The organism is Streptomyces sp. NPDC085900, assembly GCF_044540925.1.
Classification (GTDB): Bacteria; Actinomycetota; Actinomycetes; order Streptomycetales; family Streptomycetaceae; genus Streptomyces; species Streptomyces gilvifuscus.
Genome location: NZ_JBITSP010000001.1, coordinates 732,178 through 756,283 on the forward strand (window position 1 = coordinate 732,178; position 24,106 = coordinate 756,283).

The window sequence follows — 24,106 nt, forward strand, 5'->3', positions numbered from 1 at the left end:
AACACATAACGGTTTCGACACTGCTTTCGGCACGCTTTTCGGTCGCGTCTTCGCAGATGTCCTCAACTCGCGACGCCGGAACAGGTCGTTCACCACACAACTTTCACAGCTGTGCCTATGAACGTGACCTGTCAGGAACTTAGTCTTCCCGCGTCATGGACTACTGCGACCCGTGCCGAAGGCACCTCAACGGCGCCCTCGCCTGCCCGGGGTGCGGCACCACCCTCGAAGAGCTCCGCGCGCAGACGCACGCGCAGCACTCGGGCCTGCCCCCGTACGAGGGCGGGCACGGGGTGGCGTACGACGGCCACGGCGACGAGGGGTCCTACGACGACGCCTCTCACGGCGACGACGAGGGCCCTTACGACGACGAGGACGCCCCGGAGGACGGCCGCCCGGCCGGCCGGGCGGCGCGCCGGGCGCAGGGCCGTGGGCGCGGCCGTGGACGGTCGGGCGGGGGCGACGAGGGTCCCGCCGGCCCCGGGGGTGCCGCCAGTCGCCGCGATCGCAAAGCCGCCGCACACCGCAGGCGCCGCCGCCGGGTGCTGCTGATCACCGCGGCGGCCGTGCTCGCCGCCGGCGGCCTCAGCCTCGCCGAGCTGGGCATGGACGCCCCCTTCTCCTCACCGGCACCGGCCACGGCCGGGGGCGACTCGGCCGAGGGCGGGGCGTCGGCGGAGGCGGGCGGCAAGGCCAAGTCGGTCGACGACGCCACGGGCGCCGGGGCGACGGGCACCCCGACCGACGGAGCCTCCGCGTCCTCGACGGCCTCCAAGCCGCCCAAGGACAAGAAGAAGCACGACGAACCGAGCGCCTCCGCCTCGTCCGCCACGACCGGCACGACGTCGGGAACGTCGACGACGACCCCCACGGCAGCCCCCCCGGCCACCACCCCCACCCCGACGTCCGCCCCCACGACATCGGCCCCGAGCCCGACCCCGTCCCCCACGAAGACGTGCACACGCTTCCTGTGGTGGTGCAGCTAGACCCCGGACACTGCTCGGCGCCGGCCGGTCACAATCAGCCCGTCCGGCGCAGGAGGCGGCGTCCGGCCCGTCCCGTGGCTGAGGCCGAGTGCTCCTGACGGACGTCGGCCGCTCATCATCAGCCCGTCCGGCGTTTGAGGACGAGGCCCGTTCAGGGCCGAAGCGGGGGTCCGGGGGCGGCAGCCCCCCGTGACGCCGGCACCAACACACGGCGCCCCCGAAACGCCGGGCACCCGCCCATCACGCCCCCTGCGAAGCCCCCAGCATCCGCTTCAGCAAATCCCGCAAAGACAACCGCTCCGCATCCGACAGCCCCGCCAACGGCTCCCGCGCGAAGCGCAACCCGTCCCGCAGCTCCCGGGCGACCCGCCGCCCCTCCTGCGTCGCCGCCGCCAGCTTCACCCGCCGGTCGGCCGGGTCGGGCCGCCGCTCGACCAGCCCCCGCGACTCCAGCCGGTCCACGATCCCCGTGACGTTCGACGGCTCGCACTTCAGCTTCTGGGCCAGCTTCCGCATCGGCAGCGGCTCCAGCGACAGCAGGCTGAGCAGCCGGGCCTGCGCCCCGGTCAGCGCGTGCCGCGCGGCCGCCTCGTCGAAGTCCGCGTGATAACGCGCCACGACGTCACCGATCAGCTCGACGACCTCGAGGGTCAGCGCGTCGGGACGCTGAGTCTGCTGCGGAGTGGCCATAGGCTTCAGCCTACCCCATTGCTTGACAACCTGAAATATTCAGAGGCATGGTTGTTTAAGGTACTGAAGTAAATTGGAAAGGCTCCGTCATGATCAACCGCGAGTGGCACCTCCTCTCCCGCCCCGTCGGCTGGCCCAAGCCCGAGGACTTCGCCCTGGTCGAAACGGAGGTCGGCACGCCGGGCGAGGGGCAGGTGCTGGTCCGTAACGAGTACCTCTCGGTGGACCCGTACATGCGTGGCCGGATGAGCGACGCGAAGTCGTACGTGGCCCCCTACGAGCTCGGCAAGGTCATGCAGGGCGGCGCGGTCGGCGAGGTCGTGGCCTCCAACGCCGAGGGCATCGCCGTCGGCGACCGCGTCCTGCACTTCCTGGGCTGGCGCGAGTACGCCGTCGTGGACGCGAAGAGCGCCGTCAAGGTGGACCCGGACGCGGCCCCGCTGAGCACCTACCTCGGCGTGCTCGGCATGACGGGCCTGACGGCGTACGCGGGCCTGCTGCGGGTCGGCGCCTTCAAGGAGGGCGACGCGGTGTTCGTCTCCGGCGCCGCGGGTGCCGTCGGCAGTCAGGTCGGCCAGATCGCGAAGCTCAAGGGCGCCTCCCGGGTCATCGGCTCGGCCGGCTCCGACGAGAAGGTCAAGCTCCTCGTCGAGGAGTACGGCTTCGACGCCGCGTTCAACTACAAGAACGGCCCGGTGTGGGAGCAGCTCAAGGAGGCTGCCCCGGACGGCATCGACGTCTACTTCGACAACGTCGGCGGCGAGCACCTGGAGGCCGCGATCGGCGCGCTCAACCTGCGGGGCCGTGCCGTGATCTGCGGCATGATCTCGCAGTACAACTCGACCGAGCCGACGCCCGGCCCGCGCAACATGGTCAAGATCCTGCAGAACCGGCTCCGGGTCGAGGGCGTGCTGGTCGGCGACCACTACGACCTGCAGCCGCAGTTCGTCCAGGAGGTCGGCCCGTGGGTCGCCTCGGGTGCGCTGAAGTACCGCGAGACCGTGGTCGAGGGCATCGAGAACAACCTGGAGGCGTTCCTCGGGGTCCTGCGGGGCGAGAACACCGGAAAGATGATCGTCAAGCTCTGACCCTCCCGGGCCCCTGGCTGCCGTTTCCGGCATGCGGTAACTTCTTTCCGAATTCCGTCGTCGATCGTGGGCGCGAGTCGCGGCGGACCGAGGAGGAAGACAACCGCATGCCCATTCAGCAGTCCGACGTCCTGTACACCGCCGTCGCCACCGCCGAGAACGGCCGCGACGGCCGGGTCGCCACCGACGACGGCAGGCTCGACGTGGTCGTCAACCCGCCCAAGGAGATGGGCGGCAACGGCGAGGGCACCAACCCCGAGCAGCTCTTCGCGGCCGGTTACAGCGCCTGCTTCCAGGGCGCCCTGGGTGTCGTCGCCCGCGAGACGAAGGCCGACATCGCCGGTTCGACGGTGACCGCCGAGGTGGGCATCGGCAGGAACGACGACGGCTTCGGGATCATCGTCGAGATCTCGGCGCGGATCCCGAACGTCGACGCGGAGACGGCCAGGGCCCTGGTCGACAAGGCCCACCAGGTCCGCCCCTACTCCAAGGCGACCCGCGGGAACATCAGCGTGACGCTGGTCTGACACCGGTCGTTGAGAAGGAGCGAGGCCGCACCCCTGGACGTGGGGTGCGGCCTCCGCCGTGGTCGGGAGCCCGCTCAGCCGGCCAGTGCCGCACGGTGGACGGCCCTGACCAGACGGTCGTTCTCCGGGGCCGCGCCGCCCGGGTACGCCAGGCGGCGGCGGGTGTAGCCGTAGGCCAGACCGCTGCGCGGATCGGCGAAGGCCTGCGAGCCGCCCGCACCGCTGTGGCCGAAGGCCCCGGCCCCCAGGACGGGATGCCACGAGTCCGCCGTGGCCTGGAAACCGAGGCCGAACGCTCGGTGGGAGCGGAGCACCAGGTCGTAGCCGATGGAGTGGATCTGGCCGACCTCGGCGATCGTGTCCGGCTTCAGCAGCGGCGCCTTCCCGTCCACCTCGCTGATCGCGGCCGCGTACATTCCGGCCAGCCCGCGCGCCGCCGCCACCCCGCCCGCCGAGGCCGGCCCCTTGGCGCGTACGGCACGGGAGTTGGCGTAGTCCACGAGCGTGCCCGCGTCCGGCGCGTGCGCGTTCATCGCGATGGAGCCGAGCGTGTGCGGTCCCGTCGGGGCCTCGTCCAGCACCGCCTGCTGCACCGGGGTCGGGATCATCGGCTGCGCCGCCCGGAAACGGGGTTCGAGGGCCGCGGGCAGGCCCAGATGGAAGTCCAGGGCGTACGGGGCACGGATCCGCTCCTCGTAGACGTCCTGGAGCGAGCGGCCGGTGGCCCGGCGTACGACCTCGCCCGTCAGCGCGCCGATCACCAGCGCGTGATAGCCGAAGGCCGTGCCGGGACGCCAGAACGGCTTCTGGTCCGCGAGCCGTTCGGCCATCGCACGGTCGTCGGCCAGTTCCGCGGCCGTGAACCCGCCGTCCGTGCCGACCACCCCCGCGCGATGGCTGATCAGGTCGCGCAGGGTCACCGAGCCCTTGCCCTCGGCCGCGAACTCCGGCCAGTAGTAGGTCACTTTGCGGTCGAGTTCCAGTGTGCCGTCCTGCACCAGCAGGGCCACCACCAGATGGGCGGCGCCCTTGGAGGACGAGTACCCGGCGTAGAGGGAATCGGGCTCCGTGCCGTCACCGGCCCACAGGTCGACGACCTTGCGGCCGTGCAGGTACGCGCACAACTGGCCCTCGTAGTCCGGTCGTTCCCCCGCCACGAACGTGGCGAACTCCTCGCGCACAGCCTCGAAGCCGTCGGCGACGGTGCCGTGGATCTCCTGCGTCATCCGTTCTCCTCACCTGAACCGATGTCTGCCGCTGCGAACAGTCCCGTCCCACCGGTGCGAACTCTCCGGAACGGTTCCCGTGATGTTCACGCCCACCTCCTCCGGAGCTTCCTGAGATCGGTACGGCGGGGTGTACCTGTTCGACTCAACCGCAGCAGCAGGCAGTTGGCGTCACCGAACCCCTGGATGACGCCGACCGGGTGGTGCCGACAGGGCATCCTGGGGTCGGACCGCCGGCGGCGCTCATGAGGCGAGGAGTCTCCATGGCAACGATCCCTCCGCTCCCCAGCAGGGACGACGTGCTGCGCATGGCACGCAGTACGACCGACATCACCGGCCAACTCCTGGACACGGCCGGCAACCTGACCAGGATCGCGATCAACACCTTCGACCCGCGGGACGGCTCCGGCGCCGAGGTGCTGCGCGTCCTGCGGAAGACGACCGCGGAGCTGGCGGAGGCGAGCGCGTCCCCGCAGGCGCAGGAGGCGTTCTACCGCGTCGTCGACACCCTCACCCGCCTGGGCACCAGCGGCGCCCCGCTGGCCGTCCACCCCGTGAGCGAGCCCGTCCGCGCGCTGCTCACCGCCCTCGGCGACAGCCTGCTCCCCGTACTGGACGCGGTCGAACCCGCCGTCGAGGAGTTCACCGACGCCCTGGGCGACCTGGTGGAGACGTCCTCGCCCCTGCTGCCCGCGGCGGCGGGCATGGCCGCCGGAGCGCTGCTCGCGCTGACGCCGGTGCTCCGGGCCGCCGCGGACGTCCTGCGCGACTCGTCCCCCGAACTCACCCGCATCGCCGAGGCCCTGACCGACGCCCTGGCCCCGCTGGTGCCGCTGCAGGTGGTGCTGGCGGAACGCGCCGCGGCGGCAGGCGCGGGCGCCGTCCGGGCCTCCCTCCCGCCGCTGGCCGACCTCACGGAGGCAGCGGCGGCGACCACGAAGGCGGCGCGCCCGGTGCTGGTGGCGGGGGAGGAGCTGCTGGTGTCGGCCCTGGAACAGCTGCAGCCCCTGCTGCTGGGAGCCGCCGCACGGGCCGGCGGCTTCGTCCGCGCGACGGCGGTACGCGTGAGCGCGGCGGTGTCGCCCACGAGCGACCGGGGGATCGTGGTGGCCGTCGCACCGGCCTGAGGCCCGGGCCCGCAGCCCGCATCCGGCGGTAACACCCCACCCTCCGCCGGGTAAAGTCCTCCCCATGCGTGATCTTGCCGCCGGCTTCAGCTTCCTCCTCAAGGGCCAGCGCTGGGTGGCCCGGCACGGCAGGCACTACGGCTTCGGCCTGCTCCCGGGCCTGATAACCCTGGTCCTCTACGTCGGCCTGCTCGTCGTCCTCGCCCTGTGGGGCGAGGACGCGGTCGCCTGGTCGACGCCCTTCGCCGACCACTGGTCCAGCCCCTGGCAGGGCCTCTTCCGCGGCTTCCTCACCGCGGTGTTCTTCGCGCTCGGCCTCCTCCTCGCCGTGCTCACCTTCACCGCCGTGACCCTCCTGATCGGCCAGCCCTTCTACGAGAACCTCTCCGAGAAGGTCGACCGGGACGTCTCCCCGGACGGCACCGCCCCCGAGTCCGGCCTCCCGCTCTGGCGCGAGCTGTGGATCTCGGCCCGGGACAGCCTGCGCATCCTGGTCCGCGCGGCCCTGTGGGGCGTGCTGTTGTTCGCGTGCGGTTTCCTGCCGTTCGTCGGCCAGACCGCCGTCCCGGTGATCGGCTTCTTCGTCACCGGCTTCTTCCTGACGGAGGAGTTGACCGCCGTCGCCCTCCAGCGCCGCGACGTCGAACTCCGCGCCCGGCTGGCCCTCCTGCGCTCCCGCAGGACCCTGGTGTGGGGCTTCGGCACCCCGCTGGCCGTGGCGTTCCTGGTGCCGTTCGTGGCCGTCTTCCTGATGCCGGGCGCGGTGGCGGGCGCCACCCTCATGGCCCGGGAACTGCTGGGCGAGGAGAACGCCGGGGACGGACCGGAGGACGAGACGGAAGAGGAACCGGTCACTTCCTGAACGTCGCGTCGGCGGCCACGGTGATGATCGCCCGGACCTGCGCCACGATGTCCAGCCGGTTCCGCACGAACTCGGCATCCGTGATCTCGGTCGTGTTCCCGCTGCCGAACTGCAGCACCGGCGTGTGCACATGGCCGCCCGGCAGCGAGTCGTGCAGCCCCAGCCGGTCGCGCAACAGCGTCGCCCGGTAGGCGATCTCGTTGGAGAGGTAGTTCCCTCCACCGCCCGCCCGGGCCGTCGACCCCTGCGTCGGCCCGTCCGGCCGGACCACCTCCGTCGTGCCTCCCGCCGGGATCTCGGTCACCTCGGTGTGGTCGTAGACCGGGAACCGCCCGGTGTCGGCGGCCACGATCGCCTTGTACGGCAGGGTCGTCGTCGTCCACTGCGGCTGCGAGGCGGGATCGCTCACCGGGACGGTCTCGGTGCGCCCGATGTTGTCGTTGTCCGGGAAGCCGCCCCGCCAGGCGCCGTTGGTGCGCTCCACGTCGAACCGCCCGACCCGCCCCTGGCTGACGGTGGTGAACAGGTCCACCTTCCTCAGATACGGCCGCAGCGTCCGCTCCACCGTGCCCGCGGTGAAGTCCTGCCAGCGCACCGGGAAGACGACCGTCTCCACCCGCGCCGGACCGTCCGCCGTCCGGATCACCGTGCCGTCGAGGGCGAGCGCGGTGGCCCCGGAGGGATTGGAGATCCGGATGTCCCGGTCCAGCGTGAACGGGTCGAACCCGGTGACGAGAATCCGCTTGAGGCCCCCGCCGTTCGCCTTGGCACCGGGATAGCGCACCTCGGTCTGCCCTCGCGAGGTCCGCTCCAGCCCATCGAGGAGCTGCGCCCGCTGTCGGTCGCTCAGCCCGAACTCCGGCTCCCAGATGCGCACTTCGCGAGTCATGCCCAGCCGCGCCCAGTACAGCGGCCGGTCGTCGTCCCGGCTCAGGTCGCCGCCGGCCGGCCCGCGCCCCTGCACCCGGTCGACGGCCCGCCGCCACAGCGCGTGGCCCTCGCGCACGACGATCCGCCGCGCCTCGGCGTAGGAGCCGGCCGCGCCCAGATCACGGGCCAGCCGCGGTGCCACGTCGTCGAATCCCGACCTGCGGAGGATCTCCCGCGGTACGGCCTTGTCGAGCCGTTGCTCCTCGACGGTGGGGGAGGACGCGGCCCCGGCCGCCGTCGCCGTCGTGGGGGAGGCGAGCCCCGCGGTCAGTGCCAGTCCGAGGAAAACCATCCGAACACGTATGGAGTTCAAGGGGGTTCAGGTCCTTCCGTCGCCGTCGTGGGGGAGCGTGGTGCGGACGGCCGCAGTATCGCGTGACGGAAGTGGTCTACGCCATGGGGTGCGATTCAGGAGGCGGCCGGGCAGACACGGGCCGCGGCCTCCCGCAGCACCCCGACGAACGCCTCCACCGCCGGTGCGGGCGTCCGCCCCCGGGGTGTCGCCGCGTACACCGCCCGGGCCGGCCCACCCTCGTCGAGCACCCGCAGCAGCGTGACGTCCGGGCGTACGGACCCGGCCGCGAGCGCCGGCACCAGGGCCACGCCCAGGCCCGCGGCGACGTAACCCTGCTTGGCCGTCCACTCGGCGACCACGTGCGCCACACGAGGGCTGAAGCCCTGACGCAGGGCCGCGTCGAGCAGGGTGCCCTCGGGGCGGGAACCGCCGGAGATCCAGTCGTCGTCCGCGAACCGGCCCAGCCGGACGGGGCCCTCGTGGCCGGCCAGGGGATGGCCGGCGGGGACCGCGACGAAGAGGGACTCGTCGAGGAGATGGCGCAGTTCGTACGACTCCAGCGGGGCGCCGCCCGTCGTCGACACGACCGCCAGGTCCAGGTGGCCCGCGGCCAAGCGGTCCAGCAGGCGGGGCGTCAGGCCCTCATCGCGGACGACCCGGACACCGGAGTGACGGGTCCGGAACGCGGCCAGGGCCTGCGGCACCAGCGCCGCGTCGGCCGTCGGGAACGCCCCGAACCGCAGCCGCCCGCCCGCCACTTCACGCAGCGCCGCGAGGTCGAGGGCGGCGCCGCGCAGCGCCTCGGCGACACTCTCCGCGTACGGCACGAGCACCCGCCCGGCCTCGGTGAGCCGCACCCCGCGCGGCAACCGGTCGAACAGCGGCGCCCCGCCGAGGGACTGCTCCAGCGAGGCGATCTGCCGGGACACCGCGGACTGCGTCCACCCCAGCGCCCGCGCGGCCACCGTGAACGACCCGTGCCGGGCCACCTCCACGAACGCCCGCAGCCACACGGTGGACAGCTCCGGCTCGCGATGCGTGTACGGCATGGCAGCCATGCTAGACATTCGCTTGTCGCATCCCGTGGCCCTCCGTAGCGTCGTCGGCATGCAGATCACCCTGGACAGCCCGGCCTCGGCACCCCAGCCGCTGAGCCCCTACTACTCCCAGGTCGCCCGGGTCCAGCACGCCGACGGCAGCGCCCTGTTGTACCTCTCCGGCCAGATCGCCGAGGGCGCGACGCTCGCCGAGCAGACGCGCGGGGCCTTCGAGACGATCGCCGACCTGCTGAAGGCCCACGGCGCGACGATGGCGGACGTCATCAACATCCGCACGTACCTGACGGACATCACCGCACTGGAGGAATACGGCTCCGTACGCCGCGAGTTCCTCACCGGCACCCCGCCCACGAGCATGACGTTCGAGGTCTCCCGGCTGTTCCGCCCCGAGGCCCTGGTCGAGATCGAAATCGTGGCGGCGGTGGCATCCGGCGGGTGATACTGCCGCGCGTGAAGACAGCGAAGGCCGTGAACCTGGGCGTCATATTCCTGCTGGAACTGGGCGTCCTCGCGGGCGTCTGGTACTGCGCCTGGAAGAGCGGGTCCCACTGGGGCCCGCTGCTCGGCCTCGCCGGGGCGGTCGGCCTCGGCTGGCTGTGGGGCCTGTTCGGCTCCCCGCGGGCCAGGTACAAGGTCCGGGGCGCGGCCCGGGTCGCCTTCGAGACGCTGTGGTTCGGGGCGGGTGCGGTGCTGTGGTACCTGGCCGGCGCGCACGTCTGGGGGATCGCCTTCGCCGCCCTGTGCGTCCTGAGCAAGACCCTGGCCCACATCTGGCGCCAGTAGCGGGCCCGTTCAGGCGTCCTCGCCCAGCAGCGCGAGGAAGTCCCGGAACGCCCCCGGCATGTCCACCGACTCCGGGTCCAGCAGCCACTGGTACTGCAGCCCGTCCATCACGGCGACCAGCAGCGGCGCGGTCCGCTCCGGCGTCAGCCCGTTCGGCAGCCGGTCCCCGTACTCGGCGCGCAGGACCGTCGCCATGCTCTCCCGCACCTCCCGGTAGCGCTGTGTGAAGTAACCGCGCGCGGGGTGCCCCTCCGTCACGCTCTCGCCCAGCAGCGCCGAGAAGGTCTGGATGATGCCGGGCCGCATGGCGTTGTACTCGACGAGGGAGGCCAGCAGGTCGACCCGCCACTGCGTGGCCGGCACGGCGTCCCACTGGTCCCGCTCCTCCAGCACCGCCACCAGCAGCGCCTCCTTGGTCGGGAAGTGATGCAGCAGCCCCTGCTGGGTGAGCCCCACCTTCTCCGCCACCGCGGCCAGACTCGCCCCCCGGTAACCGCGCTCGGCGATCACCTCCAGCGCCGCCCGGACGATCTCCGCGCGCCGTTCCTCGCTCCTGACCCTGGCGTTCATGGCGTCACCGTACGACATCCCCGTACGGTGCATATCACGGCACGGTAACGAAACCTACCGCGTTACAGGGAACGGATGCACGATAAGGCCCAGGACGACAGGACGTGACGAGGAGGCACCGCGATGGCGGCAACCCCGGGAAACCCCACCGACCAGGCCCGCGAGGCGGCCGTCGAGGCGGCCCTCGGCAAACTGGACCTGGACGCCAAGGCCCGGCTGCTGTCGGGCCAGGACATGTGGTCCCTGCCCGCCCTGCCGGAGATCGGACTGAAGTCGCTCGTCATGTCCGACGGCCCGATCGGCGTCCGAGGGGTGCGCTGGACCGCCGACGACACCTCCGTCGCCCTGCCCTCGCCGACCGCCCTCGCCGCCACCTGGGACCCCGAACTCGCCCGCCGCGCCGGCACGCTGCTCGCCCAGGAGGCCCGACGCAAGGGCGTGCACGTGCTGCTCGCCCCGACGGTCAACCTCCACCGCTCCCCGCTCGGCGGCCGCCACTTCGAGGCCTACAGCGAGGACCCCTACCTGACGGGACGCATCGGCACCGGGTACGTCACCGGCGTACAGCAGGGAGGCGTCGGCACCACCGTCAAGCACTTCGTCGCCAACGACGCCGAGACCGACCGCTTCACGGTGAACAACCTGGTGGGCGAGCGCGCCCTGCGCGAGCTGTACCTGGCCCCCTTCGAGATGATCGTCGCCGGCGCCCGCCCCTGGGGCGTCATGACCGCCTACAACACGGTCAACGGCAGGACGATGACCGAGCACCGGCACCTCGTGAACGAGGTGCTGCGCGGCGAATGGGGCTTCGACGGCTACAACGTCTCCGACTGGATGGCGGCCCGGGACACGGTCGCGGCCGTGCACGGCGGCCTCGACGTCGCCATGCCCGGCCCGCAGACCGTCTACGGCGCCCCCCTCGCCCAGGCCGTGCGCAACGGCCGCGTCGAGGAGACGGTCGTCGACGAGGCCGTCCGCAACGTCCTGCGGCTGGCCGCCCGCGTCGGCGCCCTGGACGGCGCCGAGCCCGCCGTCGCCGAACCGCCCGCGGCCGTCGACGGCGAGGCCCTGGCCCGCGAGATCGCCCGCCGCTCCTTCGTCCTCGTCAAGAACGAACGCCGGGTCCTCCCGCTGAAGCCCGGCACGGTGGCCCTCCTCGGTGCCGCCGCCCGCGACGCCCGGGTCCTCGGCGGCGGCTCCGCCACCGTCTTCCCGTCCCGGACCGTCTCCCCGCTCGACGGCCTCACCGCCGCCCTCCCCGAGGGCACCCTGACCTACGCCGTCGGCGCCGACCCGAACACCGAACTCGCCGTCGCCGACAAGGGCTTCACCCTGAAGGCCGTGTGCCGGGACACGGACGGGAACGTCATCGGCACCGGCTCCGCCCCCAACGGCCAGATCCAGTGGATGGGCTCCGACCTCCCCGAGGGCGTCACCCACGCCGCCCTGCACACCGTCGAACTGACCGGCACCTTCACCCCCCGCGACACCGGCCGGCACACCTTCGGCATCAAGGGCACCGGCCACTTCACCCTCACCGTCGCGGGGACGACGTACTTCGACGACGTCCAGCTCCCCGCCGACGACAGCGACCCCTTCGAGGCGTTCTTCGGCGCCCCCGTGGCCCGCGCCGAGCCCGAACTGACCGCGGGCGAACCGGTCGAGGTCTCCCTGACCTACGTCTTCGCCCTCCCCGAGGAGATCCCCTTCAAGGTCGTCGCCTTCGCCCTGGCCCACCAGGAACCGGCACGCGACGCCGACGAGCTGATCGCCGAGGCCGTCGCCGCGGCCCGGGCCGCCGACACGGCCGTCGTGGTGGTCGCCACCACCGACCGCGTCGAGTCCGAGGGCTACGACCGCAAGGACCTCGCCCTGCCCGGCCGCCAGGACGACCTGGTCCGTGCCGTCGCCGCCGCCAACCCGAAGACCGTCGTGGTCGTCAACTCCGGCTCCCCGGTGGAGCTCCCGTGGCGCGAGGAGGTCGCCGCCGTGCTGCTCAGCTGGTTCCCCGGCCAGGAGGGCGGCGCCGCCCTCGCGGACGTGCTGACCGGCGCCCACGAGCCCGGCGGCCGGCTGCCCACCACCTGGGGCCCCCTGGCCGACGCCCCGGTCACCCGGGTGACCCCGCAGGACGGCGAACTCCCTTACACGGAGGGCGTCTTCATCGGCTACCGCGCCTGGGAGAAGGAGGGCAGGATCCCCACGTACCCCTTCGGCCACGGCCTGGGCTACACCGACTGGGCCTACGAGTCCGTCGAGGTCGAGGGCACCACCGCCAGGATCCGCGTCCGCAACACCGGCGAGCGGGTGGGCCGTGAGGTCGTGCAGGTCTACCTGGCGCCCACGGAGCCCGGCCCAGACCGCCCCGCCCGCCTGCTCGCCGGTTTCGCGGGCGTCGAGGCGGCTCCCGGCGAGACGGCCGAGGCGGTCGTCGAGATCCCCCGGCGCGCCTTCGAGGTGTGGGACGAAGTGGTCGGCTCGTGGTCGTTTGTGAAGGGTTCGTACGAGATTCAGGTGAGCCGCTCGATCGCCGACCGCCGCCTCACCGCGACGATTAACGTCTGATGCGGGACGACCTCCCCCACGAGCAGCCCCGGTCCGGGACCTGACCCCTGGACCGGGGCAAGCCCGTGAACGCGCGGATCAGCGCACCCCGAAGCCGTACACCGTCTCCGAGCGGAACACCTCGCCCGGCCGCAGCACCGTGCTCGGGAAGTCCGGCCGGTTCGGGGAGTCGGGGAAGTGCTGGGTCTCCAGCGCGACACCGTCGCCCGGCGCGAACGGCTCGGGCAGATGGTCCGCGGTGTACAGCTGCAGGCCGGGCTCGGTGGTCGCCACGGTCAGCACCCGGCCGGACGCCGGGTCGTACAGTTCGGCGACCTGACGGGAAGCCTCGGTCACCCCGCCGTCCAGCACGAAGTTGTGGTCGAAGCCCGACCCGACCTTCCTGCCCCGCCGGAAGTCGAAGCGCGTGCCCGTGACGTCCGCCAGGACACCGGTCGGGATCAGATCGGCGTCGACCGGCGTGTACCGGGAGGCGGCGAGGCGCAGTTCGTGGCCGCCCGCGTCGCCGGAGCCGGCGAGATTCCAGTACGAGTGGTTCGTCAGGTTCACCACCGTCGGCGCGTCCGTCACCGCCTCGTACGCGATCCGCAGCGAGCCGTCGGCGTCCAGCGTGCAGGTGGCCGTCACCTCCAGCCGCCCCGGGAAGCCCTCCTCGCCGGCCGGGCTGACCCTGCCCAGCCGCACCCCGTGCTCGACCGGAGTGACCTCCCACACCCGCTTGTCGAAGCCCAGCGGGCCGCCGTGCAGCGAGTTGGGGGCGTTGTTGGGCTCCAGCGTGTACGTCACGCCGTCCAGCGCGAAGCGGGCGCCCCCGATGCGGTTGGCGTACCGGCCGACCAGGGCGCCGAGATACGGCCCGGGGTGGTCGACGTAGCCGTCCAGCCCCGGAAATCCCAGCACCACGTTCCCGGTACGCCCGTCCCGGTCCGGGACCTCCACCGACTGCACGACCCCGCCGTACGACAGGATCCGCACCCGCACGCCGGCCCGCTCCAGGGTCCAGCGCTCCACCGGGGTGCCGTCGGGAAGTGTGCCGAAGTGTTCGCTCATGAGCGGAACCCTAAGTCACGTGCCTGTCAGGACTTCTTCGCGGTCACCGTCCGGTAGGCGATCTCCGCCAGCCGGGCCTGCCCGTTCACGCTCGGATGGAACCAGTCCCAGTGGCTCAACTGCGCGGTCCCGAAGCGGTAGGCGTACACCGCGCCCCCGTCGAACCGGCACCGCCGGTCCTTCCCGCACTCCTCCCGCAGCACCTTGTTGTACTCCTCCACCCGCTTCTGCACCGTGTCCCGCCGCAGCATCGCCGCCGAGTCCAGCGCGTCCGCGTCGCCCAGCATGGAGGGACAGATGCCCAGCTTCCACACCTGCTTGCCCAGCGCATTGGTCCGCCCCTGAGACCACAGCCGCTTCAGGTTCGGCACGCTCGCCACGTACACCTGCGCCTTGGGCAGCGACTTGCGCAGCGTGGCGAGCGCGTCCTCGAAGCCGGCGCGGAAGTCGGCCACGGAGGTCATCGCCGCCGTCGAGGCCCGGCAGGCGTCGTTGGCCCCCACCATCACCGTCACCAGCTGCGGCCGCCTGGCCACGGCCTGCGCGACCTGCCCCCGCAGATCGGCCATCCGCGCGCCCGTCACCGCGTAGTTCCAGCTCCGCTCCGCCGCCCGGGTTCTGCCCAGCAGCCGTACGGCCAGACTGTCGACCTCGGTGCTCGACCCGGTCGCCCACGACACCTCCGGACAGTCCGACAGGACCGTGCACGCGTCGAAGCCGCGGGTGATGGAGTCACCGACCGCCGCGACGGACGCGGGACTCACGTCCCAGGCGGGCGCCGGCTTCGCGCCGTGCGTGGGCGCGGCCTCGTTGCCACCGACCGCGTCGCAGCCGGCGACGCCCAGGACGGCCGCCGCCGTGACGGCGAGAACGGCCCGTGAACGGTGGCTGGGCTTCCGCATCCGCTGCTGTTCCCCTCGGTCGGCCTACTGGGATGTCTCCCCTCATGACAACGCGCGGGAGTTCCCGAACCCGGCACCCCGCAACGGTTCGCACCCGTACAAGCGTCCTGCCGGGTGAATGGCGGGGGTTTCGGCGCATCGGGACCGACGGTACGTCACACTCCTTGCGCCGCCGCACGGTAGCCTCGCCATCAACGTGGCTCCCCCGGCCACGGCCGTCCGCCAGTTCGCAAGATGTCCCGCTCTGCCCGGAGGTCCCGGTGACGACACGTGGAGTTCTGTACGTGCACTCCGCGCCGCGCGCGCTGTGCCCGCACGTCGAGTGGGCCGTCGCCGGGGTGCTCGGCACGCGCGTCAACCTCGACTGGATCCGGCAGCCCGCCGCGCCGGGCACCTGGCGCTCGGAGTTCTCCTGGCAGGGCGAGGCGGGCACCGCCTCCAAGCTCGCCTCCGCGCTGCGCGGCTGGCACCTGCTGCGCTTCGAGGTCACGGCCGAGCCCTGCCCCACGGCCGAGGGCGAGCGCTACAGCTGCACCCCCGACCTCGGCATCTTCCACGCCGTCACCGGCATCCACGGCGACATCCTGATCCCGGAGGACCGGCTGCGGGCCGCCCTGGTCCGCTCCCAGCGGGACGAGACGGACCTGGAGGCGGAGATCGCCAAGCTGCTGGGCAAGCCGTGGGACGACGAGCTGGAGCCGTTCCGGTACGCGGGCGAGGGAGCACCGGTGCGCTGGCTGCACCAGGTGGTCTGAGGTTCCGTAAGCGGGCTTTCCGCGCACCGGCCTTCCGTACACGGGAAAGGGCCCCCACCGACCGGTGGGGGCCCTTTCCGTTGCGTACAGGCGGTTCTCAGACCGTCCGGAACGCCAGGACCACGTTGTGCCCGCCGAAGCCGAACGAGTCGTTCAGCGCGGCGATACGGCCCTCCACGGGCAGCTTGCGGGCCTCCCCGCGGACGACGTCGGCGTTGGCCTCCGCCTCCGGGTCGAGGTTGTCGATGTTGATGGTCGGCGGGGCCACCCGGTGGTACAGGGCGAGCACCGTCGCGACCGTCTCGATGCCGCCCGCGCCACCCAGCAGGTGACCGGTCATCGACTTGGTCGCGGAGACGGCCATGTGGTCGGCGTCGTCGCCGAACACCTTCCGCAGCGCCTTCAGTTCGGCGATGTCACCGGCCGGCGTCGAGGTGGCGTGCGCGTTGACGTGCACGATCTCCGCCGGGTCCAGGTCGGTGCGCTCCAGCAGGTGCTCCAGGGCCTGCGAGATGCCGCGGCCCTCCGGCTCGGGCTGCACGATGTCGTGGCTGTCGGCGGAGATGCCCTGACCGACGGCCTCGGCGTACACCCGGGCACCGCGCTGGGCGGCGTGCTCCGCGGACTCCAGGACGACGACACCCGCGCCCTCGCCCAGGACGAAGCCGTCACGGGCCACGTCGTAGGGACGCGACGCGCCCTGGGGGTCCTCGTTGTTCTTGGACATCGCCATCATGTTGCCGAACGCGGCGATGGGCAGCGGGTGGATGGCCGCCTCGGTGCCACCGGCGACGACGACGTCGGCGCGGCCCGTGCGGATCATCTCGATGGCGTAGCCGATGGCCTCGGCGCCGGAGGCGCACGCGGAGACCGGCGTGTGCACGCCCGCCCGGGCGCCCACCAGCAGGCCCACGTTGGCCGAGGGGCCGTTCGGCATCAGCATGGGGACGGTGTGCGGGGAGACGCGTCGGACGCCCTTCTCCTTGAGCACGTCGTACTGGTCGAGGAGGGTCGTCACGCCGCCGATGCCGGAGGCGATGACCGCGCCGAGACGGTCCGGGTCGACCTTCGGGTCCTCACCGGCCTTCCCTTCGAAACCGGCGTCCGCCCACGCCTCCTGGGCCGCGATCAGCGCGAACTGCGCCGAGCGGTCCAGGCGTCGGGCCTGCGGCCGGGGGATGACCTCGGTCGGTTCCACCGCGACGGGCGCGGCGATGCGGACCGCCTGATCGGCGGCCCACTCCTGCTCCAGGGGCTTCACACCGGACTTGCCGGCGATCAGGCCCTCCCAGGTAGAGGCTGCGTCGCCACCCAGCGGTGTGGTTGCGCCGATACCGGTGACGACCACGGTGCGATTGGTCGGGCTCACGGGAATTCTTTCTCCAATTACGAGGATTAAGCGGCGCCACCGCCGGGTGGCGGGGCCGGTTCAACGCCCGGCCCGAGCAGGGCTCAGGCCTGGTGCTTGAGGATGTAGTCGGTCGCGTCGCCGACCGTCTTGAGGTTCTTGACGTCCTCGTCCGGGATCTTGACGTCGAAGCGCTCTTCGGCGGCGACGACGACCTCGACCATGGACAGCGAGTCGACGTCCAGGTCGTCGGTGAAGGACTTGTCCAGCTGGACGTCCTCAACCGGGATGCCGGCGATCTCGTTCACGATGTCGGCGAGACCGGCGACGATCTCTTCCTGAGTGGCGGCCATGTCAGGCGCTCCTTCTTTGTGATCCAGAGGGTTAGGCACCCGCCGCGTCAGCGGCAGATTGTTGCTGCTCTCGTGTCCGGACCGTTCGTGATCCGGCACGGAGTGCCTAGGGGAGGGTAACGACAGTCGCGGCGTAGACGAGACCCGCCCCGAAGCCGATGACGAGCGCGGTGTCGCCGCTCTTCGCCTCGCCGGTCGCCAGGAGCCGCTCCATCGCGAGCGGGATCGAGGCGGCCGAGGTGTTGCCGGTGGTGCGTACGTCACGCGCGACCGTGACGTGCTGCGGCAGTTTCAGCGTCTTCACCATCGAGTCGATGATCCGCTCGTTGGCCTGGTGGGGAATGAAGACGTCCAGGTCGTTCGCGGTGATTCCGGCCGCGTCCAGCGCCTGCTGGGCGACCTTCGCCATCTCGAACACGGCCCAGCGGAACACCGCCTGGCCCTCCTGCGTGATCGCAGGGAACTTCTCGACCGTGCCCTCGCGGTAGTCCGTCCACGGCACGGTCTGCTTGATGGTCTCCGACTTGTCGCCCTCGGAGCCCCAGACGGTGGGGCCGATCGCGGGCTCCTGGGAGGGGCCGACCACGACCGCGCCCGCGCCGTCGCCGAACAGGAAGGCCGTGGCGCGGTCGTGCAGGTCGGTGAGGTCGGACAGCCGCTCGACACCGATCACGAGGACGTACTCGGCGCTGCCCTCGACGATCATGCCCTTGGCGAGCGTGAGGCCGTAGCCGAAGCCCGCGCAGCCGGCCGAGATGTCGAAGGCGGCGGCCTTGTTCGTGCCCAGCTTGTCGGCGATCTCGGTCGCCACGGCCGGGGTCTGCTTGAAGTGCGAGACGGTCGAGACGATCACGCCGCCGATCTGCTCGGCGGAGATCCCGGCGTCGGCGATCGCCTTGCCGGACGCCTCGACGGACATCGCGGCCACGGTCTCCTCGTCGGAGGCCCAGTGCCGGGTCTCGATGCCGGAGCGCGAACGGATCCACTCGTCGGAGGAGTCGATCGTCTCGAGGATCACCTCGTTCGGCACGACCCGCGTCGGACGGTAGCCGCCCACGCCGAGGATGCGCGCGTACGGGGCGCCCTTGCTGGGCTTGATCTTCGACATGTTCGTACGGCTCCTTAGGGCGTCAGGCCTGGGCATGCTCGGCGATGAGCGCGCGGGCCGCGTCGAGGTCGTCGGGGGTCTTGAGCGCGAGGGTCCGGACGCCGGGCAGCGCGCGCTTGGCGAGCCCCACCAGTGTGCCGCCGGGGCAGACCTCGACGATCGCGGTCGCGCCGAGTTCCTTGAACGTCTCCATGCACAGGTCCCAGCGGACCGGGTTGGCGACCTGGCCGACCAGCCGCTCGACGACCTCGGCGCCGGTGGCGACGGCCCGCCCGTCCTTGTTGGAGACGTAGGTGACCTTCGGGTCGGCCGGGGCGAGGTCCGCGGCGGCCTTGGCCAGCGCGTCGACGGCCGGGGCCATGTGGTGCGTGTGGAAGGCGCCCGCGACCTTCAGCGGGACGACCTTGCGGACGCCCTCGGGCTTGTCCTCGTTCAGCGCGGCGAGCTGCTCCAGCGTGCCCGCGGCGACGATCTGGCCCGCGCCGTTGACGTTCGCCGGGGTCAGCCCCAGCCGCTCGAGATGCGCGACGGAGACCTCGGGGTCACCGCCGAGCAGCGCCGACATGCCGGTCTCGGTGATCGCGGCGGCGTCGGCCATCGCCAGACCCCGCTTGCGTACGAGGGTCAGCGCGGCGGTGTCGTCGAGGACGCCGGCGAAGGCGGCGGCGGTGATCTCACCGACGGAGTGGCCCGCGACCGCGCCCGGCGAAGTGTCACCGAGTGCCGCGGCGGACAGGATCCCGGCCGCGACCAGCAGCGGCTGCGCCACCGCGGTGTCACGGATGGCGTCGGCGTCGGCCTGCGTGCCGTAGTGGGCGAGGTCCAGTCCGATGGCGTCCGACCAGGCGGCGACGCGGTCGGCGGCGCCGGGCAGTTCGAGCCAGGGAGTCAGGAAGCCGGGCGTCTGGGCGCCCTGGCCGGGAGCGACGAGTACGAGCACTCTCACACTCTCTCTTGTGGACGGGCACGGCCGCCCGTGGGGACAGGGACGAAGAACAGGAGGGGGTTTTGTGGAGCCCCGACAAAAGCCTAGGCCGGTAGATCTCCATCGGCCAGACGCCCCAGGATCAGCGCGATCCGCAGCGTGAACGCCGAACGTACATCAGACGGCGACCAGCCGGTGACGTCTGTCACACGTCGAAGCCGGTAGCGCACGGTGTTCGGATGGACGAAGAGCATCCGGGCCGCGCCTTCGAGGCTGGACGCCTGTTCGAGATAGACGGAGAGCGTCTCCAGAAGAGCCGACCCCGCCTCCTCCAGTGGTCTGTAGATCTCCTCCACCAGCTGCTCGCGCGCACCGGGGTCGCCGGCGATGGCGCGCTCCGGAAGCAGATCGTCCGCCAGTACCGGCCGCGGCGCGTCCTGCCACGCCGAACACGCCTTGAGTCCGGCGGCGGCGGCCTGCGCGGACCGGGTCGCGGCCAGCAGGTCCGGCACCACCGGCCCCGCGACCACGGGCCCCGCCGCATAGGGCCCGATCAGGGATTTCGCGACCGCGAGCGGGTTGTCGCTGCCGCCGGCGATGACCACCAGCCGGTCGCCGAGCACCCCCGTCAGCACCTGCAGCTTGGCGTGCCGGGCAGCCCGCCGGATCGCCTCGACGGTCAGCTCGGAGTCCCCGTCCGGGGCCGTACCCAGCACGACGCACACATGCTCCGGAGCGTTCCAGCCGAGCGCGGCCGCCCTGCTCACGGCCCCCTCGTCGGCCTCCCCGCTGAGCACCGCGTTGACCACCAGCGACTCCAGGCGCGCGTCCCAGGCACCGCGTGCCTCGGCGGCCTGGGCGTACACCTGGGCGGTGGCGAAGGCGATCTCGCGGGCGTACACCAGCAGCGCCTCGCGCAGCACGCTCTCGTCACCGGGAGCCGCGACCTCGTCGATGGCCGACTCCATGACCTCGATGGTCGTGCGCACCATCTCCACGGTCTGCCGCAGCGTGATGGCCCGGGTCAGCTCGCGCGGGGCCGTCCCGAAGACGTCGGTCGAGATGGCCTGCGGGGCGTCCGGGTGCCGGAACCACTCGGTGAAGGCGGCGATACCGGCCTGGGCGACCAACCCGATCCAGGAACGGTTCTCCGGGGGCATGGCCCGGTACCACGGCAGCGTCTCGTCCATGCGCGTGATGGCCTGCGCGGCGAGGTTCCCGGAGGACTTCTCCAGCCGCTTCAGGGTCGCGGCGTGGGCATGTACGGCGGTATGGGCTGCTTCGGGCCTGGTGGCTTCGGGTTCGGGCACGGGGACAAGACTGCCTTATCCGGACGACGGCGTGCGCCGCAGGGTTGCCGGCGGCCGCCACGCGGCGCCGCCCGCGCCGCTACCGTGGGACGGGTGATGGACGTACGGCGCGCTGCGGAGCGCTACCCGGGGGGCGATGCGGCGGCCGGCATCGAGTCGTGGCACGCCTTCTCCTTCGGCCCGCACTACGACCCCGACAACCTCCGCTTCGGCGCGGTCATCGCCTGCAACGAGGAGCGCCTCGCGCCGGGTGCCGGCTTCGACGAACACCCCCACAGCCACACGGAGATCGTGACGTGGGTGGTCGAGGGCGAGCTGACGCACCGGGACTCGGCGGGCCACGAGACGCGGGTACGCCCCGGCGACGTCCAGCGCCTCAGCTCGGCGGCCGGCGTACGTCACGTCGAACGCAACGACACCACCGAGCCCCTCACCTTCGTGCAGATGTGGCTGGCCCCGCTGCAACCCGGCGGCACCCCGTCCTACGAGATCGTCCGCGGCATCGCCGACTCCACCCCCTACGCGGTCCCGGAAGCGGCCGCGATGCTGCACGTACGCCGCCTGGCGGCGGGGGAGCGCACCGCGGTCCCGGACGGGCCCTTCGTGTACGTCCACGTGGTGCGCGGCGAAGTGACCCTGGACGGCGAGGAGCTGGCCCCGGGGGACGCGGCACGCCTGACGGACGCCAAGAACCTGGAGGCGGTCGGCACGACGGACGCCGAGCTGCTGATGTGGGAGATGACGGCGGGCTAGCCGGCCCGGCGGACCTCCGCCAGCACCGCGTCGGTGAACGCGGGCCACACCTCCACGGCCCACGGCCCGAAGTCCCGGTCCGTCAGAGCGGCGCACGCGACCCCCGCGTCGGGGTCGATCCACAGGAACGTGCCCGACTGGCCGAAGTGGCCGAAGGTGCGGGGGGAGGAGGAACCGCCCGTCCAGTGCGGGGACTTGGAGTCGCGGATCTCGAAGCCGAGGCCCCAGTCGTTGGGGTTCTGGTGGCCGTAGCCCGGCAGGACGCCCTTCGTTCCCGGATACTGGACGGTCATCGCCTGCGCGGCCGTGCGCGGGTCCAGCAGACGCGGTGCCTGCACCTCCGCTGCGAACCGCAGCAGGTCGGCCACGGTCGAGACGCCGTCCTTCGCCGGGGAGCCGTCGAGCCTCGTCGACGTCATGCCCAGCGGCTCCAGCACCGCCTGCCGCAGGTACTCGCCGAACGGGATGTCCGTCGCCTTGACGATGTGGTCGCCGAGCTGCTCGAAGCCGGCGTTGGAGTACAGGCGGCGCTCACCCGGCGGGGCCGTCACGCGATGTTCGTCGAAGGCCAGCCCGGAGGTGTGCGCCAGCAGATGCCGCACCGTCGACCCCGCCGGCCCGGCCGGCTCGTCGAGCTCGATCGCCCCCTCCTCGTACGCGACGAGGGCGGCGTACGCCGCGAGCGGCTTGGTGACCGAGGCCAGCGGAAAGGGACGGTCGGCCGGCCCGTGGACGCCCAGGACCGTACCGTCGGCCCGTACGACCCCCGCCGCCGCGGTGGAAACCGGCCAGTTCTCGATCAACGCAAGGCTCTGCAAGGACATGAGGCCGAGCCTAAGCGGCTCAGAGCCGGAGCATCATCGTGGGGTCCGGCTTGTGGGCGAAGCCCAGGGACGCGTAGAGCGGCTCGGCCTCGGCGGAGGCGGTGAGCATGACCTGCCCGGCGCCCCGTTCGCGGAACCACTCCAGGAGCTCCTCCATGCACGCGCGGGCGTAGCCGCGACGGCGCGCCCCCGGGTCGGTGGCCACGCTGAAGACGTAGCCGGACCGCCCGCGCGGGTTGCCCGCCTTGCCGATCCGGTAGTCGACCGTCCCGGCGGCCAGCGCCGCCAACGCTCCCGGCCGCTCCCGATGGTCGACGACGAACGCCGCGAAGTCCCCGTCCGCCTCGCCCAGCCGCACTCCGAGGACCGGCAGCGACTCCTCGTGCCACTCCACCGAGCCGTCCCCACCGGACAGATCGTCGATCATCACCTGGCGCAGCCGCAGCACCTCCCGGGCGTCCGCGGGCACGGCACGTCGTACGAGACTCATGCGGGGCACGCTAGCCGCCGCCCTGTGCGAACGTCTGCCGATTTCTTACCGGTTCCGCTTGCTTGGAGTGCACTCGAAGGCCATAGCGTTGAGGGCATGACGGTGATGGAGACCACCCCTACCAGGACCGACTACTGCGGAGCCCCGCCCCACCCGCACCGGCGCCCCGAAGGCCAGGACAGCTACACGATCAGCGAGGTCGTCGCTTTCACCGGGCTGACGGCGCACACCCTGCGCTGGTACGAGCGCATCGGTCTGATGCCGCACGTCGACCGCTCCCACACCGGTCAGCGCCGCTACAGCAACCGCGACCTCGACTGGCTCGACCTCGTCGGCAAGCTCCGGCTCACCGGCATGCCGGTCGCCGACATGGTGCGGTACGCGGAGCTGGTGCGCGAGGGCGACCACACCTTCGGCGAACGCTTCGAACTGCTGGAGGCGACCCGCCGGGACGTGCTCGCCCGGATCGCGGAGCTGCAGGACACCCTCGCGGTGCTCGACCGGAAGATCAGCTTCTACGCCGACGCCGGCCGCGCCCGCGCCTACGAGGCGGAGAAGGTCCGATGACGGGCGGCAGGATCGCGACCGCGCGGCTGGGCGCGACCGGCCCCGAGGTCGGCGTACAGGGCCTGGGCTGCATGGGCATGAGCTTCGCCTACGGCCCCGCCGACGCGAAGGAGTCGAGGGCCACCCTGGAGCGGGCGCTGGAGCTGGGCGTCACCCTGTTCGACACGGCGGACGCGTACGGCCGGGGCGAGAACGAGAAGTTCCTGTCCCCGTTCTTCAAGGCCAACCGGGACGCCGTCGTCATCGCGACCAAGTTCGCCCTGTCGATCCCGCCGGACGAGCCCACCCGCCGGATCATCCGCAACGACCCGCCCTACATCCGGCAGGCCGTCGAGGCGAGCCTGAAGCGCCTGGACGTCGACGTCATCGACCTCTACTACATGCACCGGCGCGATGTGAACGTGCCGATCGAGGAGACCGTCGGCACCATGGCCGAGCTGGTCCGCGAGGGCAAGGTCAAGCACCTGGGGCTGAGCGAGGTCACGGCCGGCGAACTGCGCGCGGCCCAGGCCGTCCACCCCATCGCCGCCGTGCAGTCGGAGTGGTCGCTGTTCAGCCGGGACATCGAGGCCAACGTCGTGCCGGCCGCCCGTGAGCTGGGCGTCGCCCTGGTCCCGTACTCCCCGCTCGGCCGGGGCTTCCTCACCGGCTCCTTCACCAACGCCGACAAGGACCTCACCGCCGACGACGTCCGCCGCCAGCAGCCCCGCTTCACCGGCGAGAACGCGGCGGCGAACGTCGCCCTGCTGGAGCCCGTCCGCACGGTCGCCGAGGCGCACGGCGCCTCCCTGGGCCAGATCGCCCTGGCCTGGGTGCAGCAGCAGGCGTCGGTGCACGGCCTCCCGGTCGTCCCGATACCGGGCACCCGCAAGCCGACGCGGGTGGCGGAGAACGCCAGGGCGGCCACGATCGAACTGACGAAGGACGAGCTGGCCCTCCTGGAGCCGATCGCCGGGCAGGTCGCGGGTGACCGGTACGCGGACATGACGTTCGCGTCCGCCGGCCGGGAGTGAC

General features: G+C 72.1%; 26 protein-coding genes. 12 read left to right on the top strand and 14 right to left on the bottom strand.

Annotated features, from left to right (window positions below):
- The first annotated feature begins 155 nt into the window (after positions 1–155).
- Complete coding sequence (locus ACIGDI_RS03215; protein ID WP_399889720.1) at positions 156–986, top strand: hypothetical protein; 831 nt, start codon at positions 156–158, stop codon at positions 984–986.
- A 240-nt stretch (positions 987–1,226) separates the two neighbouring features.
- On the opposite strand, the gene ACIGDI_RS03220 is transcribed toward ACIGDI_RS03215, so the two are convergent.
- On the bottom strand, positions 1,227–1,676 hold the full coding sequence (locus tag ACIGDI_RS03220; RefSeq protein WP_399889723.1) for a MarR family winged helix-turn-helix transcriptional regulator: 450 nt from the start codon (positions 1,674–1,676) through the stop codon (positions 1,227–1,229).
- 89 nt (positions 1,677–1,765) lie between these two features.
- Between ACIGDI_RS03220 and ACIGDI_RS03225 the strand changes: the two genes are divergently transcribed.
- A complete protein-coding gene (locus tag ACIGDI_RS03225) occupies positions 1,766–2,764 on the top strand; it encodes an NADP-dependent oxidoreductase (protein WP_390626047.1) in 999 nt (332 codons plus the stop codon).
- A 107-nt stretch (positions 2,765–2,871) separates the two neighbouring features.
- Positions 2,872–3,291 carry an organic hydroperoxide resistance protein gene (locus tag ACIGDI_RS03230; RefSeq protein ID WP_399889727.1) on the top strand — a complete coding sequence of 140 codons (420 nt, stop codon included), beginning with the start codon at positions 2,872–2,874 and terminating at the stop codon, positions 3,289–3,291.
- Between the two features lie 74 nt (positions 3,292–3,365).
- Here the strand turns inward: ACIGDI_RS03230 and ACIGDI_RS03235 are convergent, their stop codons facing one another.
- Positions 3,366–4,517: a serine hydrolase domain-containing protein gene (locus tag ACIGDI_RS03235; protein WP_399889730.1), complete on the bottom strand. Its 1,152-nt coding sequence runs from the start codon at positions 4,515–4,517 to the stop codon at positions 3,366–3,368.
- A gap of 263 nt (positions 4,518–4,780) precedes the next feature.
- Here ACIGDI_RS03235 and ACIGDI_RS03240 point away from each other — a divergent pair, with 263 nt between their 5' ends.
- The gene (locus ACIGDI_RS03240) at positions 4,781–5,644 is read left to right on the top strand and encodes a hypothetical protein (protein WP_399889733.1); all 864 of its coding nucleotides are present in this window, start codon (positions 4,781–4,783) and stop codon (positions 5,642–5,644) included.
- Between the two features lie 64 nt (positions 5,645–5,708).
- Positions 5,709–6,506, top strand: a complete 798-nt coding sequence (locus ACIGDI_RS03245; RefSeq protein WP_399889736.1) for an EI24 domain-containing protein — start codon at positions 5,709–5,711, stop codon at positions 6,504–6,506.
- Here ACIGDI_RS03245 and ACIGDI_RS03250 read toward each other — a convergent pair.
- A complete protein-coding gene (locus ACIGDI_RS03250) occupies positions 6,496–7,749 on the bottom strand; it encodes a pyroglutamyl peptidase (protein ID WP_399889739.1) in 1,254 nt (417 codons plus the stop codon). The genes ACIGDI_RS03245 and ACIGDI_RS03250 overlap by 11 nt on opposite strands.
- Positions 7,750–7,844: 95 nt before the next feature.
- On the bottom strand, positions 7,845–8,789 hold the full coding sequence (locus ACIGDI_RS03255; RefSeq protein WP_399889742.1) for a LysR family transcriptional regulator: 945 nt from the start codon (positions 8,787–8,789) through the stop codon (positions 7,845–7,847).
- Positions 8,790–8,838: 49 nt separating this feature from the next.
- Here ACIGDI_RS03255 and ACIGDI_RS03260 point away from each other — a divergent pair, with 49 nt between their 5' ends.
- Positions 8,839–9,228 carry a RidA family protein gene (locus ACIGDI_RS03260; protein WP_399889745.1) on the top strand — a complete coding sequence of 130 codons (390 nt, stop codon included), beginning with the start codon at positions 8,839–8,841 and terminating at the stop codon, positions 9,226–9,228.
- An 11-nt stretch (positions 9,229–9,239) separates the two neighbouring features.
- The gene (locus ACIGDI_RS03265) at positions 9,240–9,572 is read left to right on the top strand and encodes a YrdB family protein (protein ID WP_399889748.1); all 333 of its coding nucleotides are present in this window, start codon (positions 9,240–9,242) and stop codon (positions 9,570–9,572) included.
- Positions 9,573–9,581: 9 nt separating this feature from the next.
- Here the strand turns inward: ACIGDI_RS03265 and ACIGDI_RS03270 are convergent, their stop codons facing one another.
- A complete protein-coding gene (locus ACIGDI_RS03270; RefSeq protein ID WP_399889751.1) occupies positions 9,582–10,160 on the bottom strand; it encodes a TetR/AcrR family transcriptional regulator in 579 nt (192 codons plus the stop codon).
- Between the two features lie 105 nt (positions 10,161–10,265).
- On the opposite strand from ACIGDI_RS03270, the gene ACIGDI_RS03275 reads away from it, so the two are divergent.
- Complete coding sequence (locus ACIGDI_RS03275) at positions 10,266–12,707, top strand: glycoside hydrolase family 3 protein (RefSeq protein ID WP_399889754.1); 2,442 nt, start codon at positions 10,266–10,268, stop codon at positions 12,705–12,707.
- Positions 12,708–12,785: 78 nt separating this feature from the next.
- Here the strand turns inward: ACIGDI_RS03275 and ACIGDI_RS03280 are convergent, their stop codons facing one another.
- Together ACIGDI_RS03280 and ACIGDI_RS03285 are read right to left on the bottom strand one after the other, a co-directional pair.
- A complete protein-coding gene (locus ACIGDI_RS03280) occupies positions 12,786–13,757 on the bottom strand; it encodes an aldose epimerase family protein (RefSeq protein WP_399889757.1) in 972 nt (323 codons plus the stop codon).
- 26 nt (positions 13,758–13,783) lie between these two features.
- On the bottom strand, positions 13,784–14,659 hold the full coding sequence (locus tag ACIGDI_RS03285; RefSeq protein WP_399889760.1) for an SGNH/GDSL hydrolase family protein: 876 nt from the start codon (positions 14,657–14,659) through the stop codon (positions 13,784–13,786).
- 260 nt (positions 14,660–14,919) lie between these two features.
- On the opposite strand from ACIGDI_RS03285, the gene ACIGDI_RS03290 reads away from it, so the two are divergent.
- Complete coding sequence (locus ACIGDI_RS03290; protein WP_142151720.1) at positions 14,920–15,414, top strand: DUF3145 domain-containing protein; 495 nt, start codon at positions 14,920–14,922, stop codon at positions 15,412–15,414.
- A gap of 97 nt (positions 15,415–15,511) precedes the next feature.
- Here the strand turns inward: ACIGDI_RS03290 and fabF are convergent, their stop codons facing one another.
- The 5 genes from fabF to ACIGDI_RS03315 form a co-directional block, all read right to left on the bottom strand.
- Complete coding sequence (fabF, locus tag ACIGDI_RS03295; RefSeq protein ID WP_399889763.1) at positions 15,512–16,783, bottom strand: beta-ketoacyl-ACP synthase II; 1,272 nt, start codon at positions 16,781–16,783, stop codon at positions 15,512–15,514.
- An 83-nt stretch (positions 16,784–16,866) separates the two neighbouring features.
- Entirely contained in the window at positions 16,867–17,115 is a 249-nt protein-coding gene (locus tag ACIGDI_RS03300; RefSeq protein ID WP_015660680.1) for an acyl carrier protein, read from the bottom strand.
- A gap of 106 nt (positions 17,116–17,221) precedes the next feature.
- Complete coding sequence (locus tag ACIGDI_RS03305; RefSeq protein ID WP_272173808.1) at positions 17,222–18,223, bottom strand: ketoacyl-ACP synthase III; 1,002 nt, start codon at positions 18,221–18,223, stop codon at positions 17,222–17,224.
- Positions 18,224–18,245: 22 nt separating this feature from the next.
- Positions 18,246–19,163: an ACP S-malonyltransferase gene (locus tag ACIGDI_RS03310; protein WP_200704538.1), complete on the bottom strand. Its 918-nt coding sequence runs from the start codon at positions 19,161–19,163 to the stop codon at positions 18,246–18,248.
- A gap of 89 nt (positions 19,164–19,252) precedes the next feature.
- Positions 19,253–20,458, bottom strand: coding sequence for a PucR family transcriptional regulator (locus ACIGDI_RS03315; RefSeq protein WP_399889768.1), 1,206 nt, complete (start codon positions 20,456–20,458; stop codon positions 19,253–19,255).
- A gap of 96 nt (positions 20,459–20,554) precedes the next feature.
- Here ACIGDI_RS03315 and ACIGDI_RS03320 point away from each other — a divergent pair, with 96 nt between their 5' ends.
- Entirely contained in the window at positions 20,555–21,211 is a 657-nt protein-coding gene (locus ACIGDI_RS03320; protein WP_399890476.1) for a pirin family protein, read from the top strand.
- On the opposite strand, the gene ACIGDI_RS03325 is transcribed toward ACIGDI_RS03320, so the two are convergent.
- Positions 21,208–22,035, bottom strand: coding sequence for a serine hydrolase domain-containing protein (locus ACIGDI_RS03325; RefSeq protein WP_399889771.1), 828 nt, complete (start codon positions 22,033–22,035; stop codon positions 21,208–21,210). The two genes, ACIGDI_RS03320 and ACIGDI_RS03325, sit on opposite strands and share 4 nt — an antisense overlap.
- Before the next feature lie 19 nt (positions 22,036–22,054).
- Positions 22,055–22,525, bottom strand: coding sequence for a GNAT family N-acetyltransferase (locus tag ACIGDI_RS03330; protein ID WP_399889773.1), 471 nt, complete (start codon positions 22,523–22,525; stop codon positions 22,055–22,057).
- A 96-nt stretch (positions 22,526–22,621) separates the two neighbouring features.
- Between ACIGDI_RS03330 and ACIGDI_RS03335 the strand changes: the two genes are divergently transcribed.
- Together ACIGDI_RS03335 and ACIGDI_RS03340 are read left to right on the top strand one after the other, a co-directional pair.
- On the top strand, positions 22,622–23,092 hold the full coding sequence (locus ACIGDI_RS03335; RefSeq protein WP_200704542.1) for a MerR family transcriptional regulator: 471 nt from the start codon (positions 22,622–22,624) through the stop codon (positions 23,090–23,092).
- Positions 23,089–24,105: an aldo/keto reductase gene (locus ACIGDI_RS03340; protein WP_399889776.1), complete on the top strand. Its 1,017-nt coding sequence runs from the start codon at positions 23,089–23,091 to the stop codon at positions 24,103–24,105. The genes ACIGDI_RS03335 and ACIGDI_RS03340 overlap by 4 nt, the downstream gene beginning before the upstream one ends.
- Position 24,106: the final 1 nt, after the last annotated feature.

Coding starts and splice junctions, on each gene's coding strand:
- ACIGDI_RS03280 (WP_399889757.1), bottom strand. CDS start 13,757: ATGAGCGAACACTTCGGCACACTTCCCGACGGCACCCCGGTGGAGCGC.
- ACIGDI_RS03320 (WP_399890476.1), top strand. CDS start 20,555: ATGGACGTACGGCGCGCTGCGGAGCGCTACCCGGGGGGCGATGCGGCG.
- ACIGDI_RS03255 (WP_399889742.1), bottom strand. CDS start 8,789: ATGGCTGCCATGCCGTACACGCATCGCGAGCCGGAGCTGTCCACCGTG.
- ACIGDI_RS03230 (WP_399889727.1), top strand. CDS start 2,872: ATGCCCATTCAGCAGTCCGACGTCCTGTACACCGCCGTCGCCACCGCC.
- ACIGDI_RS03215 (WP_399889720.1), top strand. CDS start 156: ATGGACTACTGCGACCCGTGCCGAAGGCACCTCAACGGCGCCCTCGCC.
- ACIGDI_RS03225 (WP_390626047.1), top strand. CDS start 1,766: ATGATCAACCGCGAGTGGCACCTCCTCTCCCGCCCCGTCGGCTGGCCC.
- ACIGDI_RS03220 (WP_399889723.1), bottom strand. CDS start 1,676: ATGGCCACTCCGCAGCAGACTCAGCGTCCCGACGCGCTGACCCTCGAG.
- ACIGDI_RS03235 (WP_399889730.1), bottom strand. CDS start 4,517: ATGACGCAGGAGATCCACGGCACCGTCGCCGACGGCTTCGAGGCTGTG.
- ACIGDI_RS03285 (WP_399889760.1), bottom strand. CDS start 14,659: ATGCGGAAGCCCAGCCACCGTTCACGGGCCGTTCTCGCCGTCACGGCG.
- ACIGDI_RS03260 (WP_399889745.1), top strand. CDS start 8,839: ATGCAGATCACCCTGGACAGCCCGGCCTCGGCACCCCAGCCGCTGAGC.
- ACIGDI_RS03305 (WP_272173808.1), bottom strand. CDS start 18,223: ATGTCGAAGATCAAGCCCAGCAAGGGCGCCCCGTACGCGCGCATCCTC.
- ACIGDI_RS03300 (WP_015660680.1), bottom strand. CDS start 17,115: ATGGCCGCCACTCAGGAAGAGATCGTCGCCGGTCTCGCCGACATCGTG.
- ACIGDI_RS03325 (WP_399889771.1), bottom strand. CDS start 22,035: ATGTCCTTGCAGAGCCTTGCGTTGATCGAGAACTGGCCGGTTTCCACC.
- ACIGDI_RS03240 (WP_399889733.1), top strand. CDS start 4,781: ATGGCAACGATCCCTCCGCTCCCCAGCAGGGACGACGTGCTGCGCATG.
- ACIGDI_RS03340 (WP_399889776.1), top strand. CDS start 23,089: ATGACGGGCGGCAGGATCGCGACCGCGCGGCTGGGCGCGACCGGCCCC.
- ACIGDI_RS03270 (WP_399889751.1), bottom strand. CDS start 10,160: ATGTCGTACGGTGACGCCATGAACGCCAGGGTCAGGAGCGAGGAACGG.
- ACIGDI_RS03330 (WP_399889773.1), bottom strand. CDS start 22,525: ATGAGTCTCGTACGACGTGCCGTGCCCGCGGACGCCCGGGAGGTGCTG.
- ACIGDI_RS03275 (WP_399889754.1), top strand. CDS start 10,266: ATGGCGGCAACCCCGGGAAACCCCACCGACCAGGCCCGCGAGGCGGCC.
- ACIGDI_RS03245 (WP_399889736.1), top strand. CDS start 5,709: ATGCGTGATCTTGCCGCCGGCTTCAGCTTCCTCCTCAAGGGCCAGCGC.
- ACIGDI_RS03335 (WP_200704542.1), top strand. CDS start 22,622: ATGACGGTGATGGAGACCACCCCTACCAGGACCGACTACTGCGGAGCC.